Origin of the sequence: Dethiosulfatarculus sandiegensis (assembly GCF_000931935.2) — a bacterium.
GTDB classification, from domain to species: Bacteria; Desulfobacterota; Desulfarculia; order Desulfarculales; family Desulfarculaceae; genus Dethiosulfatarculus; species Dethiosulfatarculus sandiegensis.
Map to the genome: position 1 here is coordinate 122173 of NZ_AZAC01000029.1, position 19392 is coordinate 141564.

Sequence of the window (19392 nt, forward strand, 5' to 3'; positions counted from 1 at the left end):
GGGAGGGCTCATTATTTGGAATCCCAGGGGTAGCCTTTTTCAGCAATCTCGGCTGCGTATTTGTCTCTCAGTTTGATGAACATGGCCTGGGTCTCAGCGCCGGGAAGTCCCTTTTCTTTCATGAATTCAACCCATTTGGCCATCAAAGGAGCTGCCTTTTCCTGCCATTTGGCCATTTGTTCCTTGGTCAGGTCATGAAAAACCATTCCCTTTTCCCTGCCCAATTTGCGTATGCGTTTTCTGTTGTCAATGAGACCCTTGGCGTATTTCAGCACAAACTCATCGCTGACTTTGGTGAAGATCTTTTGTAACTCGGGTGAGAGCTCCTTCCAGTCGTCCAGGTTAATGATCAGTCCGTAAGAGCAGAGCTCGCCTGCGTTTACTACGCTGTAATTTTTGATTACATCCCAGTGTTTATAAGCTTCCAAGATGAAGAAGTAAGATTGGGTGGCATCGACCGTGCCCCTCATAAGGCCTTCATAGACCTCGCCCTGGGTGAGCTTTACCGGCACGGCCTGGCAGGATTGCCAGAATTTGGCCCACTGACCGCCGGCGAAACGGACCTTGAGGCCATTGGCATCTTTCGGCGTCAGGATAGGGTTCACCCCCTTGCCGGTGCCGAGCTGGGTCATGCCGCTTGCAAAAGGCGCGAGGAGCTTGACGTTGTATTTTGTAAGCTCATCCTGCATCGGCTCATAGGTTTTGTACATTTCCTGCATGGTCTTCAAACCCACATAAGGGTCGGAATGGGAAAAGGGTGGGTCTGCCACTGTCCATAAAGGGGTTTTGGCAGGGTGATATATGCCCCATCCTCCGCCTACATTGGCCGTGCCGCGGCCAATTCCCTCCATGGCGTCACCGGGTTTGAGAAGGGACCCGGACCAGAAAAATTTGATTTTAATTTTTCCCCGAGTCTGTTTTTCGATCTCTTTTGCCCACCATTTAACCGCATCGGCCCTTACACCCTTGGGTGAACCATGGGCTGCGTAGCGGAAGGTTTTTGCCTGTGTGGCATCGGCAAAACCAAAAAGGCTTAAACAAAAGACACCCAGGGCATAGATCAAGGTCAATCCCATACTTGTTTTTTTCATGGTCACCCTTCCCTTTTGATGCGTGAACCTTTTGGGGGCCAAGGGTACAGCTCTCCTGTATCAGGCCCGGCCTGATTATTCTTTAGTTAATTATTTTAGTTGCTTATCTAGTCGACTTGCTTTTTTCTCCCAGCGGATAAAAGCCGCTTTTCCACATCCAGAAGGTGTTCGGAGATAAGCTCATGGGCGCTGGGCCCATTTTTTTGTTCAATTGCCTCTAGAAGGTCCTGGTGTGATTGAACCACCCTGGCCGAGGTCTCCAGGGTGACTCCGCCTTTGCTCAGTATCTTGGCGTTGGCAGCCATGAGGCATTCCATGATGATCACATAGACAAAGTTTTGCGAAGCAGCGGCAAAGATGCGGTGGAACTCCACATTTTCCTCGGTGGCCATCTCCCCCTGATCTATCCTGGCTTTGGCCTGGGCCACATTCTTCTTTAGTCTGGCCAGGTCATTTTCCTGGATTCTTTCCAATACGTGATCCAGGACCAACTTTTCCACTTCCATGCGGGCTTCGGTCAGATCTTTCAAGGTGACTTTATGCATCCTGTAGGCGTCAAGGAATAGGTCGCTTATGGTGTAATGGATGGCGTCATTGATAAAAGCGCCGCCTCCACCGCCTTTGTGGATGGTGATGAGGCCGGACATTTCCAGCAGGCGCAAGGCTTCCCGCATTGTCTGGCGTCCGACTTGAAATTGAGAAGCCATCTGGGTTTCCGGAGGCAGCCTGTCCCCGGGATTTAAAACCCGGTCAAAAATTTGTTTTTTTATCCTCTCGGCCACCTCTTCAAAGGCTCTTGCCCCTTTGATGGGCTCAAACATGTTTTTATTTGTCCCCATATTATCCCGAATAAGTTAAGTATGAATGTCTGACATTCAGCCTTTCATATTGACTTGTTCGGTGTCAAGCCCTTTTTGGGACTATGCCATATTATTTTAGTTACAATAATTGAATATTTAATTAGAATAGATTTATCTATATAAAATTATTGGCTTTTACCTGCAATACAGCTTTGCTCGTTTGTTTGAGGAAGGGTCGGGCTTGGAATTAGTAAAACTAAAATGATAAATTAAATAGGCTTGCCGGGTTAAAATGTTGGTAATCACTTAATCTACCCACCAGCCAAAGGCGGAAAAATGGAAAAGCAGGCCTTGCTCAAGAATATCGATTTCGCCAAGCCGCAGGATCTGGGCTCCATGGTGGAATACAAGGAAGGGCAGGTGGTGAGCCGGACCCTGTGCCAGACGCCCGGATTGAGCATCACCCTTTTTGCCTTTGCCAAAGGAGAGGGCCTCAGTGCTCACACAGTTGAGGCCGATGCCCTGGTTCAGGTTTTGGATGGGATGGCTGAGATAACCATTGGCAATGAAACCATGACCGCTTCAGCCGGAGAATTGGTGGCCATGCCCCAAGGACTCCCCCATGGCCTGGATGCAAAAGAGCGCTTCAAGATGCTTCTGACTGTGGTCAGGGCGCCCCAGATGCCGGGGATTACCTGACAATAGGCCGGAAAGAACGGATTTGGTCAAGGTCGGGATTTTTCTTCGAACGGCTTTGTATAATTGAAGTGTATTCAGGAGTTTAAAGAAGGGGAAAAACAGCCTGAAACGGGCCCGGGGCTTTACCCGGGCCCGTTTTATAGCTTATTCAAAATCAAGCTTATCCAGGGTTACCTTTTTATAACTCTTGGGCACCTCAAAGTACTCAGCGGGGATATCCTTTTTAAGCACCTTGCCTGCCCTTTCGGTCTCATTCTGGTCGCCGTCTTCATATTCCACCACCCTCAAAGGATAGCCTTCTTCAAAAAGAGCCAGGACCTGGTCGGAAGAAGCATAATCAACCTCAATGGACAAGGCATTGGTCATTTTCTGCATGGCCTTTATATTCACCTCATCGCCCAGCTTTACATCCGGAGTCAGCCACATTTCGGCAACCAGTTTCCCCTTCAGGAAAACCTGGTGCTTTTGGGTGGCTTTTCCGGCGATCTCCATGCTTTGGCCGGTTTTTTTGACCTGGGTCACAGGTTTGGGGCCTTTGGATTTGCTCTGGTTGGCCTTTTGTATCTGTTTGATTCTGGCCTTGACCATCTCCTTTTGTTCCGGGGGAACCTGCTCCAGGTATTTTTTCATGGCAGCTTCGGTGGCCCTTGCCCTGGCCTTGGAGAATTCTTCAGGCGTGCCGGACCAGAAGGCCTTTTGTTCCGGATTCACGAAAAATATTTTAGAGTTATTCACATCAAAGATAACCTTGAGCCCCTGGTTGGGATTGCCTGCCATGGCCTTGCCGTCCTGGACGTAAAGGGCCTGGGTCGCGCCTGTGTCCGGGTCTGCATCCTGGTTTTCTATGATCCAGCCTGCCCAGGTAATAGTGGGCAGAGACAAGGCAATGACTGCCAGGCAGGTGAGCATCTTTTTCATCTGAAAATTCTCCTTCAAACAATTTGTTCTAACGGCACTTCATTTGCCTGACTGCCTGAATTGCCAGTTATTCCCTTTGGTTGTCTGAGCCAGGGTACAGGCTGAACAACGCCTGATCTGGTTATCGGATAAGCCCGGGCCTAAAAAGAACAACCTTTATTCAAAACAGCTTTGCTTCCAAACCGTTAATGTAATTGATAAACAGCGCTCGGCCTGAGCCAGGCCTAAGGGTGGAATCACCCTTTGGTAACCCCCAATAGAGAAACCTATCCTATAGGAATTCATCAAATCTCGCCACATTGGCTCAACGTTTTACAATACAAGGCCCGATTTTGAGGAGAATAGCCTTAAAGTTATGAATAATAATAGAAAATAATGGAAAAGTATGAAAAAGGGCTTATATTAAATGATAGATAATTAGATTAATTTTAAGCCTTTACAAATTAAATATATATCGGCTTAAGAGAGTTGCCCTAATGAATTTTTAGGGAGGAGCAAGGAGGGCTGAGATGAGGAACTATCTCACAAAATTATTGGCTATAGCAGCCCTGGCCTTGTTGTTGGCGCCGGCCCAGGCTTTGGCCTACCAGTTCACCATGTCCGGGGACAATGTTTTAAAGGTTCAGTCAGACGGGTATCTGGATCCTTATTGGGTTCCCATTGTTTCTTCAGATCCTGCTGATCCTGCTTTGTACGGTTTGCCTGAGAGTATTATCTCCAGGATCAATCTGTTTAACGCAACCGGGGTTACAAGTTTCTCCAGTGGAGACAGCTTCAGTGGTCTCACCTATACTGCTCCGGGAGATTTGGTGGTTGCAGATGGTGGAGTAAAGTGGAACAGGCCCTCGCGCAATGATTCCGGATACGATATTCTGTTCGCCGGAAGTGTGCATTTAACCACCCTGAGCGTTTTTCAGGACAGGATCTCCATCACAGGGTATCTGGATAATCTGTATGTCAACCCTGCCACTACCTCTGCGGTGCTTTTGAGTTTCATGGGTAATACAACGGCCAGTTTTGTAATGGATGTTTTTGAGTCCAGCAAGACTGAGCGAGGGTTTGTTGATGTTCTGAATTCGGATAGCCTCTCCACCTTCGCCGGGGTGAGGGCTACTGTGGCGGCAACGCCTGAGCCGGGAACCATGCTTTTGTTTGCTTCGGCCTTTGGGCTGTGGGGTTATACCCGCCGCAGAAAGATTTCTTAACCGACAAAAAGTGACAATTACCAAAAGCGCATCGTTTCTAAAAACGATGCGCTTTTTTTATCTGCCTTGTCAGGCTGCTCACTCTGTGTAGAAAAACGTTTTGCATCTCGTCTTTTGCTATTAATTCAGGAGCGTTGCCGGGGTCAGGCGGCAGTAGAATCCCGCTCTCCGCCACTCTATGCCAATAATAAAAATTCCCCTTTCCCTTATCCGGCCATGTTGCCAGGCAAAGTTCACCAGGGTCGGGACTGATTTTTCCTTCAATTAAGACCAAATCCCCTGCATAAAAAGAGAGTCTGAGGTGGTTTTTGTTCAACCTCAGGAAAAAATAACGAGTGCCTTGTGCCGGAGGTGTGAAATAGACCTGCCCTTGTGCCGGTGAAGCGGGCAATCCCTGATCATCCCAGATAAGCCCTTCCTCCAGACGAAAAACAGGAGCCAGTACAGGCATCGGCTGTGCTTTTGGGGAAAGCGGTTGTTTCCACCAGGTTGGGCTTTGCTCACGGGGCAGGGCGGAGGGGGCCTGTACATATTTGGGGAGGGAAGGTGAAAAAGCCTGGCTTTGCAAAGGGCTTGGTAAGGGGAACTCTGCGGGAAGGCTTTGATGCAGTTTCAGCCAGGTGTTTATAGAGGCCTCCCTTTGGCCCTTGCATATTCTGGAAAGCCCGCCTGCGTCCAGTCCGCTTAGTTGTCCCAGCTTTTGCCAGGCTCCGCGCCCCTGTTCTTCCTGCCACTTTTTCAGGGCATGCCGCAATTTTTTTTGATCCAGGCCGGTTTTTTTCTGTTGGTTCATTTCCCGCCTTTTCTCTTTTCTGAGCTTCATTGCGCTTTAATTATACTATTTTACTTGCCCGTCAGCAAGCAAGTATTGCTCGCACGTTTGACAATATACCGGCCCCTGACTAAACTGTCTTTAAGGCGGCTTGCACAATTTAATTAATATAATTGATATGTTAGTTCTGATAATCTGTATGCGGCTTTGATCGTTTATAAGCTTGCTGGCAAGCAAATTTGCTTTATTGCCAAGCTGATTGTGGTTGATGTTTCAGGTCTTCCAATCCGGATCTTTTCTGACTTGATTCATTTGCCGAAAAAGCTGCGACCAACCAGCAAGGGGTGCAAATGGCTTGCAAAGACAGGGCGTCGGTAAAAATTTCGAGCCTTAACCAAGAAACAGATGCATCAAATCCAAACCCGGAATTAGAGCTGTTTGACTGCCCATATGCCACCTTTCCGGCCAAGGTCAGCCTGAGGCACTGCCAAAGCCGTCTGAACCTGGCCGAACGTATTGTGAAGCATTCCTATTTTTACCAAAAATACCTTTTGGGAAATCAGCCCGAAGATAATCTCTCCGAAGGCGACCTGCTTAAGTGCCTGCAATGCGAAAAAAATCCGCAAAGGCATCTTTATGTGGGCCGGGGCTGGGAGGTTTTTCACGGCTATAAACTGCCCGCCAAGGAAGGTCTCTATCTGGAGCCTGTGCTGACCAATGCCCAACTCTTAAGTGAATACGGCTTTTCCGCCCAAGAGGCGGAAGACCTGCGCCAAAAGGCGGGGCTTCCCTTTTTTGAGGTGCAAGGCGAGTTCTACTACAGGCGGGAACAGGTTAGCCATTGGCTTTACCGGCGCTTTGGCAAAAATAGTCCCTTCAAGCCTCAGGCCGGAGAAGATGCCGGTCCAGAGGTTCCCGAACTTTTTACAGTGGCGGACCTGGCCCGCATGTTCAGGGTTGCCATGGAGACTGTGCGCCACTGGCACAGAATCGGACGCCTGCCCCCTGCCCAAAAATTGGGTAGACGCCTTTTATGGCCCAAAGAAGAGGTGGAGGCTTTTGCCGGGGAAAGAAAGGCAGTTAAAAAAAACGGTGATTGAAGTTTTCTATGCTTCGCGTAAACGTCGAATAGCCTTTAAAACAAGCTTACAGTTAAATAAATAGGGATTTTTGACAAAAATTGTTGAAAACCATACCTAAATGAGCTATTGGTGATTTACACTAAAATAAAAACCTCCTTTCAGGGAGGGGAGAAGAACCATGCTTTTGTATTTCAGTGTGGAGAATTTCAGGTCTTTCAAGGATGAGGCAACCCTCACCATGGAGGCTTCTTCTGATAACTCCATGCCCCAAAATATGTTTCACCCAGACTCTGAGGCCAAATATTGCCTCTTGAAAAGCGCGGCTCTGTATGGAGCCAATGCCTCTGGTAAATCCAATTTTATTAAGGCCGTTTCTTTTATGCGGGATGTGGTCTTGTCTTCCGCAGATTTGAGGCCGGATGATTCAGGCCCTCAGTACAGCCCCTTTAAGCTGGATGCCTCTTTTGGACAAAGGCCAAGTTATTTTGAGATAGGTTTTTTTTGTAATTCAGTACGCTACACCTACAGTTTTTCAATATTGGGAGATGTGGTTTATTCCGAAAAATTGGTGAGCTATCCTCATACCAGACCAAGGCTTCTTTTTGAAAGGCAATTTGACCAGGCTAAAGGCGAATCTAAGTTCAGTTTTGGTGCTTCCTGGAAGGGCGAGAAACAGAGATTGGCCAAAAATATCAGGAAAAAATCTTTGTTTCTTTCTGTGGCAGCCAGCCTGAATCATGAGTTGGCTTTGGAATTGTTTGATTGGTTTTATGAAAAATTAAGACTACTGCATCCTTTGCCTTATGTGCGGAGTGAAATTCTTTACACCCTTGAGGTGGCTTATAAAGATCCTGATTTGAAAAGTCGGATTCTTGCCATGCTCAAATGGGCTGATTTTTCCATATCTGATTTAGAGATTGAAAAACAGGCGCTGGAAAAAGCCGATTTTTTAAAGAAGCTTCCCGAGCCTGTTAAGGCTTATGCTTTTGATTCCATACCCAAGGATAAAGATCCGTACTCCCTTTATGCCCGGGCTGGACATGCAGGGCTTGATAAAAAGGGATCTGCGCATCAGGTTTATCTCCATATGGATGATGAAGAGTCGGACGGGACTCGTAAGTTTTTTGCCATGACCGGACCTGTAATCAATGTGTTGCAAAACGGCGGCTGCCTGTTGGCTGATGAGATGGATGTGCGCCTGCATCCCCATCTTTCCAGGGCATTGATAGGTTTGTTTCATGATGAGAAGGTAAATAAAAAAGGCGCTCAATTGATCTTTGCCAGCCATGACGCCAACCTGTTGGATGTTAAGGGCCTTTTGCGCAGGGATCAAGTCTGGCTGGTGGATAGGGGCAAGGATGGGGCTTCTTCTTTGACCTGCTTGTGGGACTTTAGCCCTCGCAAAGGGGAAAACCTGCGCAAAAGTTATTTGGCCGGATTCTTTGGCGGGGTGCCCTATGTGGAAGACCCCCTGGAGTTTGATTTAGATGGCTAAAGGGGCATGCAAATCAGGCCGCAGGCGGGGGAGTTCTAAAAAAAATTCCCGAGAGGCCTGCGGTCTTGATTGTATGTGAGGGTGCAAAAACAGAATTTGGCTATCTTGACGAATTCAAGAAAAATTTAGTATTCATAGACCCCGGTTGAATATTTTAGGGCCGAAGCAGATTCAAGCCACTGATCCTTTTTCCCTTGTGGAGGCTGCATTGAAGCAGGCAAAGCAATTTAAAAAGGATTTTGGTTTTGAATATACGGAAATTTGGTGTGTTTTTGATAGGGATCAGCATACCATTTTTTCCGACGCCCAAATCCTGGCCAAGAAGCACAAGGTCAAGATTGCTTATTCCATACCCTGCTTTGAGTTATGGGTGATCCTGCATTACCAAGAACAGAATGCGGAAATCGATCCCAGAAAATTGATCTCTAGTTTAAAACACAAATGCGGGCTGGATGATTACGATAAAAACGGAAGTGCGTTGTTTAAGGTTCTGGAAGAAAATAGAGAAATAGCAACCATAAGGGCAAAGGCCCTGAGGAGGCGGCATGAAAAAGATGACCGCCCACCCTGGACTAATCCCAGCACAAATATGGATGAGTTAATGGAAAGGCTTTATAAGCTTTTTGAGAAAAATTAAAATCGGGTTTTAACCTCTGTGCCCTCATCCCCCTTCCGGCCAGGTGATTTCAAGCCCCAGGTTCAGTTTCATCATATTAAGGCAGGCCATAACGCGGCTTGCGTTCTTGGCCAGGGCGGGGAAGTCTTGCGCGTTTTGCTCGAGGGTTTGGATTTCTCTCTCCAACCTGGTTACCTGGTCTTTAAACTCTGTGAGCTTTTTTTGATCCATAGAAATACCACCTCCTTGGCGCTTTAAGTTCAGCGCAGATCCACAAACCGCCTGGCCTTAAGCTCATAGCGGGGCAAGCTGCCGAATTCATGGGCCTCCAGGTGATAACCCAGGTTGGTGTTGAGCCTCAACCGGTCCGCCAGGTTCTTCAAAATGGCGTCTTTTTGGTCCAAAGCTTCCGGGAAAAGTTCCACCTTCAGGGTTATGCGGTCGTTATCGTTTATCTTTTCCACCACCACCTGGTATTCGTCGCCCAATTCGTCAAAGCTTCTGACAACTTCTTCTATGGCCGCAGGCGAGAGCAGAACCCCCTTGACCTTGGTTATGTCGTCGGCCCGGCCCAGAACTCCGCCCTGGATCAGTTTAAAGCTGCGGCCGCAGGAACAGGTCTTCCCGGCCCATTGGATAATGTCGTTGGAATCAAAGCGGATGCAGGGCTGAGCCAGCCTGTCCAGGGCGGTTATCACCATCTTGCCCTTTTGCCCGGGTTCGGTTATGGGCTCGCCGGTTATCATGTCTTCAATCTCAACCAGGAACATGGCCTGGTTTACATGCAACCCTCCGGACTGGTCTTGGCACTCATAGCTCCAGGCGCCGATCTCCGTGGCCCCGGCATGGTCATAGACCTTGGCTCCCCAGGTTTTTTGCAGGCGGTTTTTGGTGGCCGGTATGGAGGCGCCGGGCTCCCCGGCGCAGGTTATGCGTTTTATCCCCAACTCAGCCGGGTCAAGGCCCATCTCCTCCTTGGCCAGGCGGGCCATATTCAATAGATAGGTGGGGGTCCCCATAAGGGCGCTGGCCTTTAGCTCCTGAATCTTTAAGATTCTGGATCTGGTATCGAGCACCCCGCCGGGGACCACCTCGCAGCCCAGTTTTTCAGCTGCGTAATGGCCTGCCCAAAAGGCTACGAATATGTTGTAGCCAAAGGGAAAAAACACCCTGTCAGAAGGACGGTAGCCCTGGGCCCAGAGTATGTAGCACCAGGCCTCCGACCACCATTCCCAGTCCTGCCAGGAATCCGCCTGGTAAATGGGTTTGCCTGTGGTGCCCGAGGTTTGGCGGAATTCGGCCACTTTTTCGAGGGGAAGGCAAAGAAGTCCGCCATAGGGAAAGGGCTCCCGCTCCTGGGCCGTTTTTAAAAGGGCCTTGTCCACCTTGGGCACCAGGCGGATATCATCCATTGTCTTGATGTCTTCCGGAATCAGCCCGGCCTTGCGGTAAAGTTCGCCGTAAAAAGGGGATCTCTCATAGGCCCATTTGACCATGCGCCTGAATTTTGCCAGTTGAAGCTTTTCCAGCTCCGGCTGGGGCAGGGTCTCAAGGTATGGGTTCCAATACATCGGGGCCGGGCTCATGATCTCCTCCCTGAAAAAATCAATACATCAGCTCGGGCAGCCAGGTGACAAAGCCGGGGAAGGCCACTAAAAAGGCGGTTCCCACAATAAGGGCGACCAGAAAAGGCAGAACTCCGGCAAATATCTCCTCCAGAGGGATGCTGCGATCGATTCCGCTCACCACATACACATTGATCCCCACAGGCGGGGTGATGACTCCCATTTGGGTGACCAGCACAATGATCACCCCGAACCAGATGGGGTCGTAACCCAGGTCCATGACAATGGGATAGAAAATGGGGATGGTGAGCATGATCAGGGCCAGGGCGTCTATGAAGCACCCGCCGATCAGATAGACTAAAATAATCAGGCTTATGATCACATAACCCGGGGCGTTCATCTCGGCCACCCATTGGGCCACCTGGAAAGGTATGCGTGAGACCGCCAGAAAATGGCCAAAGACCACAGCGCCCGCCACCAAAAGCAGCACCATGCAGGAAGTGCGCAGGGTTTCGTAAAGGGATTTGGTGAATCCGCCCCAGGTGATCTGTTTTCTGAGCAGCGCCACCAGCAGCACGGCGGCCGCTCCGACTGCTCCGGCCTCCGTAGGGGTGAAAAAGCCGGTGAACAACCCGCCCATGACCAGTAAAAATACGATCATGGTCTCGACCACCCCGGTCAGGGAGCTGAATCTGTCCCGCCAGCAGTAGGCCTCGCAGACCGGGCCCTGTTTGGGAAACATCCTGCAATAAATGTTCACCGCTATGGTGAAGCAGATGGTCATGAAAATGGCGGGTATGATTCCGGCCACAAACAAAACGCCAATGGATTGTTCGGTGAGAATGCCGTAGACGATCAGAACCACGCTGGGCGGCATGAGCATGCCCAGGCCGCCGCCGGAGGCAACCGAACCGGCGGCGAGTTTGTTGCCGTAGCCGTATCTTTTCATCTCAGGCAGGCCCACTGTGGCCATGGTCGCGGCTGTGGCCGGTGATGAGCCGCAGACTGCGCCAAAGGCGGTGCAGGCGCAGACCGTGGCCGTGGCCAGGCCTCCTTTTTGTGAGCCCACAAATTTGTAGGCGGAATCATAGAGGCGTCTGCTGATGCCCGCGTTAAAGGCAAATTGCCCCATCAGAATAAAAAGTGGAATAATAGTGAGGCCATAGGAGGAGTAAACCTGATAAAAATCCCTGGCCATCAGTTTAAGCCCCGAGGCCGGGGTGCGCAGCAGGCAGAATCCAACCAATCCCACCAGCGTCATGACATAGGCCACCGGCATGCGGGTGAAAAAGATCAAGACCAGTGCGACAATACCTATCAAACCGACTATCGTAGGATCCATCAGCCCAAAGCCCTCCTGATTTTATTCAGACAATCCGTTGCAATAACCAGAGTCAGAACACAAAAGGCCACAGCCACCAGATACACAAAGGCATAGGTGGGCAACTCCAGGCTCATGGAGACTTCACCGCTTTTTTTTTGCACAGCCGCATATCCGAACATCTGCCAGGAGACCAGGCCGAATAAAATTGTTGCGGCCAGGGCGGTAAAGGCGTCGGTTATGTCTTGTGTCCTGTCTGTAAGTCTGCGCATGAGAAGGTCCACCCCCACATGCCCTTTCTCCACATGGGTTTGGGGCATGGCGCAGGCCAGCACAATCGTGGCCAAAAGGCTGACTATTTCCACGGCTCCGAATATGGGGGAGCCCATTTTTCTTAAAATCACATCCAGACAGGTGAGCAGCATCATGCCGACCAGGGCGGCTGCGCCCAGGCGCTTCAGAGTTCCCACAAGCCAATCAACGAAAACCTGCCATTTTTGCAAAACGGTCCTCCCCAAACAGAGGTTGGTGAACTGAGTAAGGTCTTAAACAGGCCGCAACTGACCCGCCCGGCAGGCTGCCCGCAGACTGCCGGGCGGGTTTGGCTTTTTTCTTTGGAACTTAAAAAAAACGCCTTTGCTCAGACCGGGTTTGGCTGTACAAAGGCATTTTTGGCTTTATTTTTTATATTTTTCCAGGGCCGCCTTGGTGAAATCCAAGGCCTTTTGAGCAGGGATCCCCTTTTTGGAGGCTGCTTTTACATACTCGTCCAAAACCGGCATGGTGGTCTTGCCCCAACGCTCAAGTTCTTCAGCTGAAAGCTTGATGATCTTGCGCCCCTTGGATTTAAGAGCCTCATAGCCAAGCTTGTCGCTTTCATCCCAGGCCTCGCCGTGCTTGCCCACCCATTCCCGGTTGATTTCCTCTATGGCCTTTTGGGCGTCTTTGGGAAGTTCGTTCCATTTATCCTTGTTCATGATTACATAGAAGGTGGTGGTGTAGGAGTTGCTTGAGTTTTCCGTGCAATAGCCCACTACTTCGGCCATTTTCCAGCCTTTGTTCACCTCCATGGGATAAAGGGCCCCGTCAACCACTCCCCTTTGCAGGGACTGGTACAACTCAGGCATGGGCATGGCAACCGGAGTTCCGCCAAGGGCCTTGACCACCTTGGCCGTGGTTCCGTGGGAGCGGATCTTCAAGCCCTTTAAATCCTCCATCTTGCGAACCGGTTTGTCTTTGGTGTGCAAAAGGCCGGGACCGTGGGCGTGCAGATACATTACCTTGACGTCCGAGAGCTCCTTGGGCTTGAACTCCTGGTAAACAGCATTGACCACCTTGGTTGCAACCTTGCCGTTGGGATAGCCCAGGGGCAGGTCCACCACTTCCATCAGGGGAAACCGGCCCCTGGTATAGCCGAACAGACAGAACCCCATATCGCTAATTCCCTGAACCACACCGTCATAAACCTGTTTGGCCTTGGTCAGGGTGCCGCCGGGGAAGAACTCGACAATAACTTTTCCGTTGGTGCGCTTTTCCACTTCCCGGCACCAGGACTTGGCCAGTCTGGCTTGAATGTGCGTAGGCGGGAAAAAGCAGGAATAGGTAAGTTTGATTGGATCCTGGGCCAGGGCCATGCCCATGGAGCCCAAAAGCAGGGTGAAAAATAAAAGTGAACCCACTGTCAGAGCCAAGGATCTGCGAATCATGATCTCCCTCCCTGTTTGATCCATGCCTTAAAAAAAGTTTTACCCGGCCGTTTGACGCCTTTTGGGTTTATGGCTGGGTAAAGGGTCGTGATTTCCTGATTAGAATTTTTAAAGGCCGGTTTGTTCAGTTTTCCTGAAATTCCGGTCGGGAACTGGGATAAAGGGATTTACGCAGCCATGATATCTCAATATGGCAATAAATGTATAGAGACATATGGGTTTAATCAGAAAATAGTCCAGCAGTCTGCCTTAAGCCATACTTGAAAAACCGGCAAACAACTCTGGAATTTTTTTGCCAACTGGAAATCAAAAGGGGATTTCTCTCTTCAAAATGGCGAAAATTGCTAAAATATGAGGGTAACCTACCGATGGTGATGGCGTATGGATATCTTGTGAGGGGTGAGATGAGGGTGAAAAGTGATTTTTTTTGAAAAAAATGCATTTTTTTTAACGCTGATAAATTAGCGCCCACTGGCCGAGACCTGGCAAAAAATAAAACGGAAACAAGCACAAAAGGGCTTAATTCGTCAAAACTTCCTGTTTTTTAATGCAGGAAGCTATGTGAAAAAAGATTTGGCAAGTTTGTTTTTAGTTGCCGGATTTAGTAGTGATAATTCCCCTGTAAATAGCCACTTTTGCCTGATTGGCTTGGGGTATGGGCAATTGTCTGTAACGAAGTATAATCAAGTTATCCCGCCTTCAGGTGGGATAACAAGGCAGAGGCGGAGTCAGGGCTGATTTTTCTCGGGGCTTCGTCGCATTAATTGGATTTGTAAATAAATAATCCAGACTCAGGTGAAAAACCGAATCTAGGTGGTTGGAGGCAAGACCATGACCATCGGCACAGAACAAAACCCTGTGAATGAGAACGCCCAGATCGAGGCTCGCAGGCAAGCCGCTTTTATGCGGAGTCTGCAGAAAAACCTTAAGCACATGAATAAGGGATCGGGCGACAGCCTGAAATGGCTTCAGGAAAATATGCCCTACTATTTCTTCATTACCATGAAGGAAGACCCTCAGGCCGTTTTGAATCTGGCCAACCAGTTGGATCAGGTAAAACAGCAGCTCAAGGTAAACCTTATAGATGAAGACGAACAGCTGATCCTGGCCCGGGTTGACCGCCCCGGTTCCTTTTACGACACCCTAAGATCCATAAGACATCGCAAAATCGGGTATTCCGAGATGGTTCACTCTTTGTCGCCTTTGCCTGACTCAGATGAATACCTGGAGGTGCAGAAGATTGAATTCGGCATCAAGACTCCCCAGGAGATTGCAGATGCCGAAAATGTGCAGCTCCCCCAGGGCCTGGCCAAGCGGGTGCGCAGGATTATGAAGGAAAATTACCCTGACTTTGATTTCCGCCGCTTCCAGGAGTATTTGCGGCTTTTATGGGTCAATAACGAATCCTATGTACGCATGAGCCCGCCTTTGCGCCTGGCCCGTATTCTCTGGCTGTATCAGCAGGGCAACCAGCATGACGGTCTTTACCTTGACGTGGAAGAAGTTGAAGAGGCTGAGGGCGGCCGCCAAAGCGGTGAGACCAGGGTGCTCTTTGCTGTGGGCAACCCGGCCCAAAGCGGATTCATGGCCCAGGCCATGGAGGTTTTCTCCCGTTTGGACGTGGGTGTGCGCAGGCTTTACGGCCTTAACATCACCACCAAGTATCATACTTATTTCCTGGGCACCATGTATGTTCGCCCCCATGCCGGAGGCTTCCTGGAAAAGACCAGCGAACTCTTTGAAAAGCTGAAAGTAGAACTTTACAATACCCAGATTCTGAGCCCCAGCACTGCCTCTTACTTGAAATTCCTGGCCGAAGGAGTTTACAGCGGCGAAGAGGCCTCTTTGGCCAACACCTTTATCTCCTTTGCCCACACCAGCCTGGCTCACGCCCACCCGGACAGGTTTGACCTGGAGACGGTGAAGATCGCCTTCCATGCCCATCCGGAGATGGCCCACACCCTTATAAACCTGTTCCGGGCCAGGTTTGATCCCGATTTAAAAGACAGGGATGCGAAATACCAGGAGCTTTTGGCCCAGACCGAAGAGGCCGTGGCCAACTACAATACAGGCCACAGGCACCTGGACGAGGTGCGCAGGGAGATTTACCGCTGCATCCTGGTCTTTATCACCCACACATTGAAGACCAACTTCTTTGTGCCGGAAAAGCACGCCCTGGCCTTCAGGCTGGATCCTGCTTATCTGGAAGCTTTGGGCGATCAGTTTACAGGAGACCTGCCCGAAGACCGTCCCTTCAGGGTTACCTTTTTCTATGGCCGCTATGGGGCGGGCTATCATATCGGCTTCTCCGATATCGCCAGGGGCGGCTGGAGGACCATCATCTGCCGCAACCAGGATGAGTGGATCGCCAACTCGGCCAGCCTGTTCCGGGAGGTCTATGTGCTGGCCCACACCCAGCACTTGAAGAACAAGGATATCTATGAGGGCGGCTCCAAGCTGACCGTGGTCTGCGATGCCAGGAACCAGGGCTCTGAAGACGAGGTCGTCTCCAGGCTTTACAAGCTCCAGTACGGCATGACCAACGCCTTCTTGGACCTCTTTGTCACAGAAGGCGGCATGGCGGCCAATCCCAGGGTGGTTGACTACTATGGCGAGGAAGAACCCATTGAGATCGGCCCTGATGAGAATATGCATGACGCCATGATCGAGCAGATCGCCAAGCAGGCCAAGAAAAGGGGCTATGTGCTCGGCATCGGAATCATGAGCAGTAAAAGCGTGGGCATTAACCACAAGGAATATGGGGTTACCTCCAGAGGCGTCTACAAATTCGCCGAGATCGCCATGGCGGATCAGGGTGTGGATATCCACAACGATTCCTTCAGCGTGTGCATCACCGGCGGCCCCTATGGGGATGTGGCAGGCAACATCATGAACCTGCTTCTGAACAACAGCCCCAAGGCCCGGATCCTTACCATTACAGACGGCATGGCCGCGGTCTATGATCCCAAGGGAATCGATCACAAGGCCCTGGGAGAAATCGTGCTGAAAAAGGATCTGGACGCCCTCAATCCGGAAGCCCTGAATCCGGGCGGATTCATCCAGTACCGCAACCAGCGCAAGACCGTGGATATGCGTGAGCTGTTTAAAAAGGTGGTCATGACTGAAAACGGTCTGGAAGAGAAGTGGATCACCAGTGACGAATACTACAGAGAGCTGGATAATCTTCTCTTCAGGGTGGAAACGGACCTGCTCCTTCCCTGCGGCGGCAGGCCGGAGACCATAGACGAGAACAATTGCCATAAACTTTTTGAGAGCGGCAAGTCCTCGGTTAAGGTCATTGTGGAAGGCGCCAACTCCTTTATCACCCCTGCGGCCAGAACCCACATACAGGACCAGGGCGTGGTCCTTATGAGGGATGCTTCGGCCAACAAGTGCGGGGTTATTTCCTCCTCCTACGAGATTATTGCCAACCTTCTGATGACCAATAAGGAATTCTTGAAGCACAAGGAGGAATATGTCTCCGACGTGCTGGATATCCTGGACAGAAGGGCGGAGGACGAGGCCAACCTGATCCTCAAGCGTCATAAGGATGCCGGCGGCAAGGTGCGCTACAATGATATAAGCAACAACTTGAGCCGTGATATCAACCGGCATTACGCCAGGCTCTTTGACTTTTTCCAGAAGAGGAGCGATCTGGCCGAGCATCCCATGTTCAAGAAGGTGATCCTGAGCCATTTGCCGGCCATGATTTCCGAAAACGTTAAATTCCGGGGCCGGATCAAACAATTGCCTCCCAAGATCAAGTTCGCCATTCTGGCGGCTGAATTGGCCACCACCATTGTGTACAAGGGCGGTTGGGATACTGATCTGGAAGGCAGACTTAAGAGCTTCATTAACGCCAGTTTCTAAGTCCTCTTAACTGGTGTTGTTTAACACTACTTTTCGTATAAGTATTGCCGGGCCTTTGTTTTTAAAGGCCCGGCATATTTTTTTGATTAACTCTTTCTGGACTTGGTCTGAGGACGCTTTGTAAAAAATTTGAACTTTATAAAGCGGCTGGAATTACCCGCCTCAGGAAAGATGTGTAATTCGCCCGGCTTTTTTATAAGCGGCCGCTTTCCCTTTAAGACTCTCTGCCGGATTGACTAATACCCTGTTGGCACTTAATCTTGGGTCAAAGCCCTTGCCTGTCCTATTATTCGAAAAGCGAGCCTGAAATGCCCAAGTCATTGATCTCCCTGCTTTTGTTTATTATTGTTTCTTTGGGCGGCAATCTCTGCCATGCGGAAACCAGGATCATTGAAATACCCCTGACCTTGGATTTTAGTCTCTTGAGGTCGTTTTTAGTGCGTCAGGCGTACAAAGGCCCCATGGAAAGTGCGCAGGTGGTTAATAAGGATGAGGGCTGCACTCAGATCAAACTTTGGAATCCGGTAATAGGCCGGGAAAATGGAAATCTGAAAATAACCAACCAGATCAAGGTAAAGGCGGGGGTGAAGCTTTTAGGAATGTGCCTTGACCCGGTTTCCTGGCAGGGCAAGGTGGAGGTTATTCAGAGCCCGGCCTTTGACCCCGATACTTGGATCTTTTCGGTTAAGACCCTGGATTCCAGGCTGCTCGATGAAAAGGGCGAACCCGCCTTTGTGGCCAATATCATATACAGCCTGGTCCGAGAGTATGTTCACGCCTATCTGGATCAGTTCAAGGTTAATCTTTCCACACCGAAAAGGGATCTTGAGATCCAGCTGCCCCTATTTTTTAAGGATGATAAAAGACGGGAAGTAGAGTCCTGGTTAAAGACCCTGCGCCCCGGCCTGCCTGAAATGACCGATCAGGGGGTGAAAATTGAGCTGGCCATGCGGGTGGCTGAGCCGGTTCCCACAGAACAGGAAGAAGAGCTTCCTGATGAGGAGGTGGTAACTGATCTCACTCAAGGGGACCGGCAGGCCTTTATTAAATACTGGGAAACCTGGGATGCCTATCTGGTGAGGGAGATCAAGGCCTTGGCCGGAGAACCGCTTACCCGAAAAGAAAAAGACGTCCTTTTGGAGGTGGTTCTCAAAACCAGGCATCAGTTTTTTGAGATCCTGGACTCCGGCCATACAGATCAGGATCTGGTGCGGAAACAGTTTTTATGGTCCTGGCAAAGGCTTGCCCCCATATTGCGGCATCATCTCCTGGATGAACCCCATGGCTCTCTGTTCAGTTTTTTGTCCTTTTTTACTGCTGCGGACGCTTTGGCTGTTCTGGACCGTTTAGGTCCTTCCCTGGGTTTGGAAATAAGTGAGTCCGGCCTGATGCGTTTGGCCAGGTTAGTGGCAAAGGATCAGAAATATCACAGCCTGAGCTACAGCTATGAACGGGATTCCCTTTTACAAAAGATTCTGGGCCTGCCCCCTCTCCCCCCGCCCACGGGACCTGGCCTCGATGTGGAGGATATCCCCCTTGAAGATTTTGGTGTGGACGACCGGGAGCAAAGGTCTGGGCGGATATGGGATTGGCTGGTCAAACCCGCCTGGGCAGGCAAAGGCCCCACAGGACTGGAAGAAATCAAGCCCTGGCTCTATTGGCGGACTGATTCGGAAAAGTACTTTAAGGCTGTGTTTACGTTGGTTGATCATGCTTGCCAAGACGCCTTGGCAAAAGATGGTCTTGACCCCAAATATCATGAGCTTTTTCTGAAGATAGCCCGCGCCTCGGCTTGGCAGGAGAGCTGTTGGCGGCAATTTATAAAGAAAGACAAGAGTGTCACCTACCTGCGTTCTTACAACCAAAGTTCAGTGGGGTTGATGCAGATAAATGAAAGGGTCTGGCGAGGGGTTTATGAACCCAAAAGCCTGTGCTGGGATATAAAATACAATGTCCGTGCCGGAGCGGGGATACTTGAGTTGTATTTCAGACGTTATGCCTTGAAAAGGCTGGGCAATGATCACAACCTGGATGACAGCACCCTGGCCGGACTTATCTATGCCATGTATAACGGCGGCCCTGGCCAGTATAAAAAATACCTGAAACGTCACGCTGTTAAGAAGTACTGGCTCAGTGACCGGCTTTTCGCCGAAAAGTTTACGCAGGTTAAGGCCGGTGACCTGGGAAAATGTCTGGATTGCCTTCGAACAGGCGGCTAGAGCTATTTTATTGCCTAAATCTTAATTTTTCCT

At 50.1% G+C, this 19392-nt stretch carries 16 protein-coding genes; 7 read left to right on the forward strand and 9 right to left on the reverse strand.

Annotation, left to right across the window (positions count from 1 at the left end):
* Positions 1 to 11: 11 nt before the first annotated feature.
* Together X474_RS16690 and X474_RS16695 are read right to left on the reverse strand one after the other, a co-directional pair.
* Positions 12 to 1091 carry a C4-dicarboxylate TRAP transporter substrate-binding protein gene (locus X474_RS16690; RefSeq protein ID WP_156360812.1) on the reverse strand — a complete coding sequence of 360 codons (1080 nt, stop codon included), beginning with the start codon at positions 1089 to 1091 and terminating at the stop codon, positions 12 to 14.
* A 107-nt stretch (positions 1092 to 1198) separates the two neighbouring features.
* The gene (locus X474_RS16695; RefSeq protein ID WP_052515325.1) at positions 1199 to 1912 is read right to left on the reverse strand and encodes a FadR/GntR family transcriptional regulator; all 714 of its coding nucleotides are present in this window, start codon (positions 1910 to 1912) and stop codon (positions 1199 to 1201) included.
* 315 nt (positions 1913 to 2227) lie between these two features.
* On the opposite strand from X474_RS16695, the gene X474_RS16700 reads away from it, so the two are divergent.
* Positions 2228 to 2590: a cupin domain-containing protein gene (locus X474_RS16700; protein WP_044350506.1), complete on the forward strand. Its 363-nt coding sequence runs from the start codon at positions 2228 to 2230 to the stop codon at positions 2588 to 2590.
* 144 nt (positions 2591 to 2734) lie between these two features.
* Here X474_RS16700 and X474_RS16705 read toward each other — a convergent pair whose 3' ends face one another.
* Positions 2735 to 3508: a DUF4412 domain-containing protein gene (locus X474_RS16705; protein ID WP_044350508.1), complete on the reverse strand. Its 774-nt coding sequence runs from the start codon at positions 3506 to 3508 to the stop codon at positions 2735 to 2737.
* A 509-nt stretch (positions 3509 to 4017) separates the two neighbouring features.
* Between X474_RS16705 and X474_RS16710 the strand changes: the two genes are divergently transcribed.
* Positions 4018 to 4713: a PEP-CTERM sorting domain-containing protein gene (locus tag X474_RS16710; RefSeq protein ID WP_044350510.1), complete on the forward strand. Its 696-nt coding sequence runs from the start codon at positions 4018 to 4020 to the stop codon at positions 4711 to 4713.
* Positions 4714 to 4750: 37 nt separating this feature from the next.
* Here the strand turns inward: X474_RS16710 and X474_RS16715 are convergent, their stop codons facing one another.
* The gene (locus X474_RS16715) at positions 4751 to 5506 is read right to left on the reverse strand and encodes a hypothetical protein (protein WP_156360813.1); all 756 of its coding nucleotides are present in this window, start codon (positions 5504 to 5506) and stop codon (positions 4751 to 4753) included.
* Positions 5507 to 5835: 329 nt separating this feature from the next.
* On the opposite strand from X474_RS16715, the gene X474_RS16720 reads away from it, so the two are divergent.
* The 3 genes from X474_RS16720 to X474_RS16730 all read left to right on the forward strand — a co-directional run bounded on the left by X474_RS16720 (position 5836) and on the right by X474_RS16730 (position 8699).
* Entirely contained in the window at positions 5836 to 6585 is a 750-nt protein-coding gene (locus X474_RS16720) for a helix-turn-helix transcriptional regulator (RefSeq protein ID WP_044350512.1), read from the forward strand.
* Positions 6586 to 6745: 160 nt separating this feature from the next.
* Positions 6746 to 8062, forward strand: coding sequence for an AAA family ATPase (locus X474_RS16725; RefSeq protein WP_044350513.1), 1317 nt, complete (start codon positions 6746 to 6748; stop codon positions 8060 to 8062).
* Between the two features lie 145 nt (positions 8063 to 8207).
* Positions 8208 to 8699 (forward strand): RloB family protein, encoded by a 492-nt coding sequence (locus tag X474_RS16730; protein WP_052515326.1) that lies wholly within the window; start codon positions 8208 to 8210, stop codon positions 8697 to 8699.
* A 24-nt stretch (positions 8700 to 8723) separates the two neighbouring features.
* On the opposite strand, the gene X474_RS16735 is transcribed toward X474_RS16730, so the two are convergent.
* The 5 genes from X474_RS16735 to X474_RS16755 form a co-directional block, all read right to left on the reverse strand.
* Positions 8724 to 8909 carry a hypothetical protein gene (locus tag X474_RS16735; protein ID WP_044350515.1) on the reverse strand — a complete coding sequence of 62 codons (186 nt, stop codon included), beginning with the start codon at positions 8907 to 8909 and terminating at the stop codon, positions 8724 to 8726.
* A 29-nt stretch (positions 8910 to 8938) separates the two neighbouring features.
* Entirely contained in the window at positions 8939 to 10264 is a 1326-nt protein-coding gene (locus tag X474_RS16740) for a phenylacetate--CoA ligase family protein (protein WP_044350517.1), read from the reverse strand.
* Positions 10265 to 10283: 19 nt separating this feature from the next.
* The gene (locus tag X474_RS16745; RefSeq protein ID WP_044350518.1) at positions 10284 to 11585 is read right to left on the reverse strand and encodes a TRAP transporter large permease; all 1302 of its coding nucleotides are present in this window, start codon (positions 11583 to 11585) and stop codon (positions 10284 to 10286) included.
* A complete protein-coding gene (locus X474_RS16750) occupies positions 11585 to 12067 on the reverse strand; it encodes a TRAP transporter small permease subunit (RefSeq protein ID WP_044350519.1) in 483 nt (160 codons plus the stop codon). The genes X474_RS16745 and X474_RS16750 overlap by 1 nt, the downstream gene beginning before the upstream one ends.
* Positions 12068 to 12241: 174 nt before the next feature.
* Positions 12242 to 13270, reverse strand: coding sequence for a TRAP transporter substrate-binding protein (locus X474_RS16755; RefSeq protein ID WP_044350520.1), 1029 nt, complete (start codon positions 13268 to 13270; stop codon positions 12242 to 12244).
* 831 nt (positions 13271 to 14101) lie between these two features.
* Here X474_RS16755 and X474_RS16765 point away from each other — a divergent pair.
* Together X474_RS16765 and X474_RS16770 are read left to right on the forward strand one after the other, a co-directional pair.
* A complete protein-coding gene (locus X474_RS16765; RefSeq protein ID WP_197282157.1) occupies positions 14102 to 17140 on the forward strand; it encodes an NAD-glutamate dehydrogenase domain-containing protein in 3039 nt (1012 codons plus the stop codon).
* A 308-nt stretch (positions 17141 to 17448) separates the two neighbouring features.
* The gene (locus X474_RS16770; protein ID WP_044350522.1) at positions 17449 to 19359 is read left to right on the forward strand and encodes a lytic transglycosylase domain-containing protein; all 1911 of its coding nucleotides are present in this window, start codon (positions 17449 to 17451) and stop codon (positions 19357 to 19359) included.
* Positions 19360 to 19392: the final 33 nt, after the last annotated feature.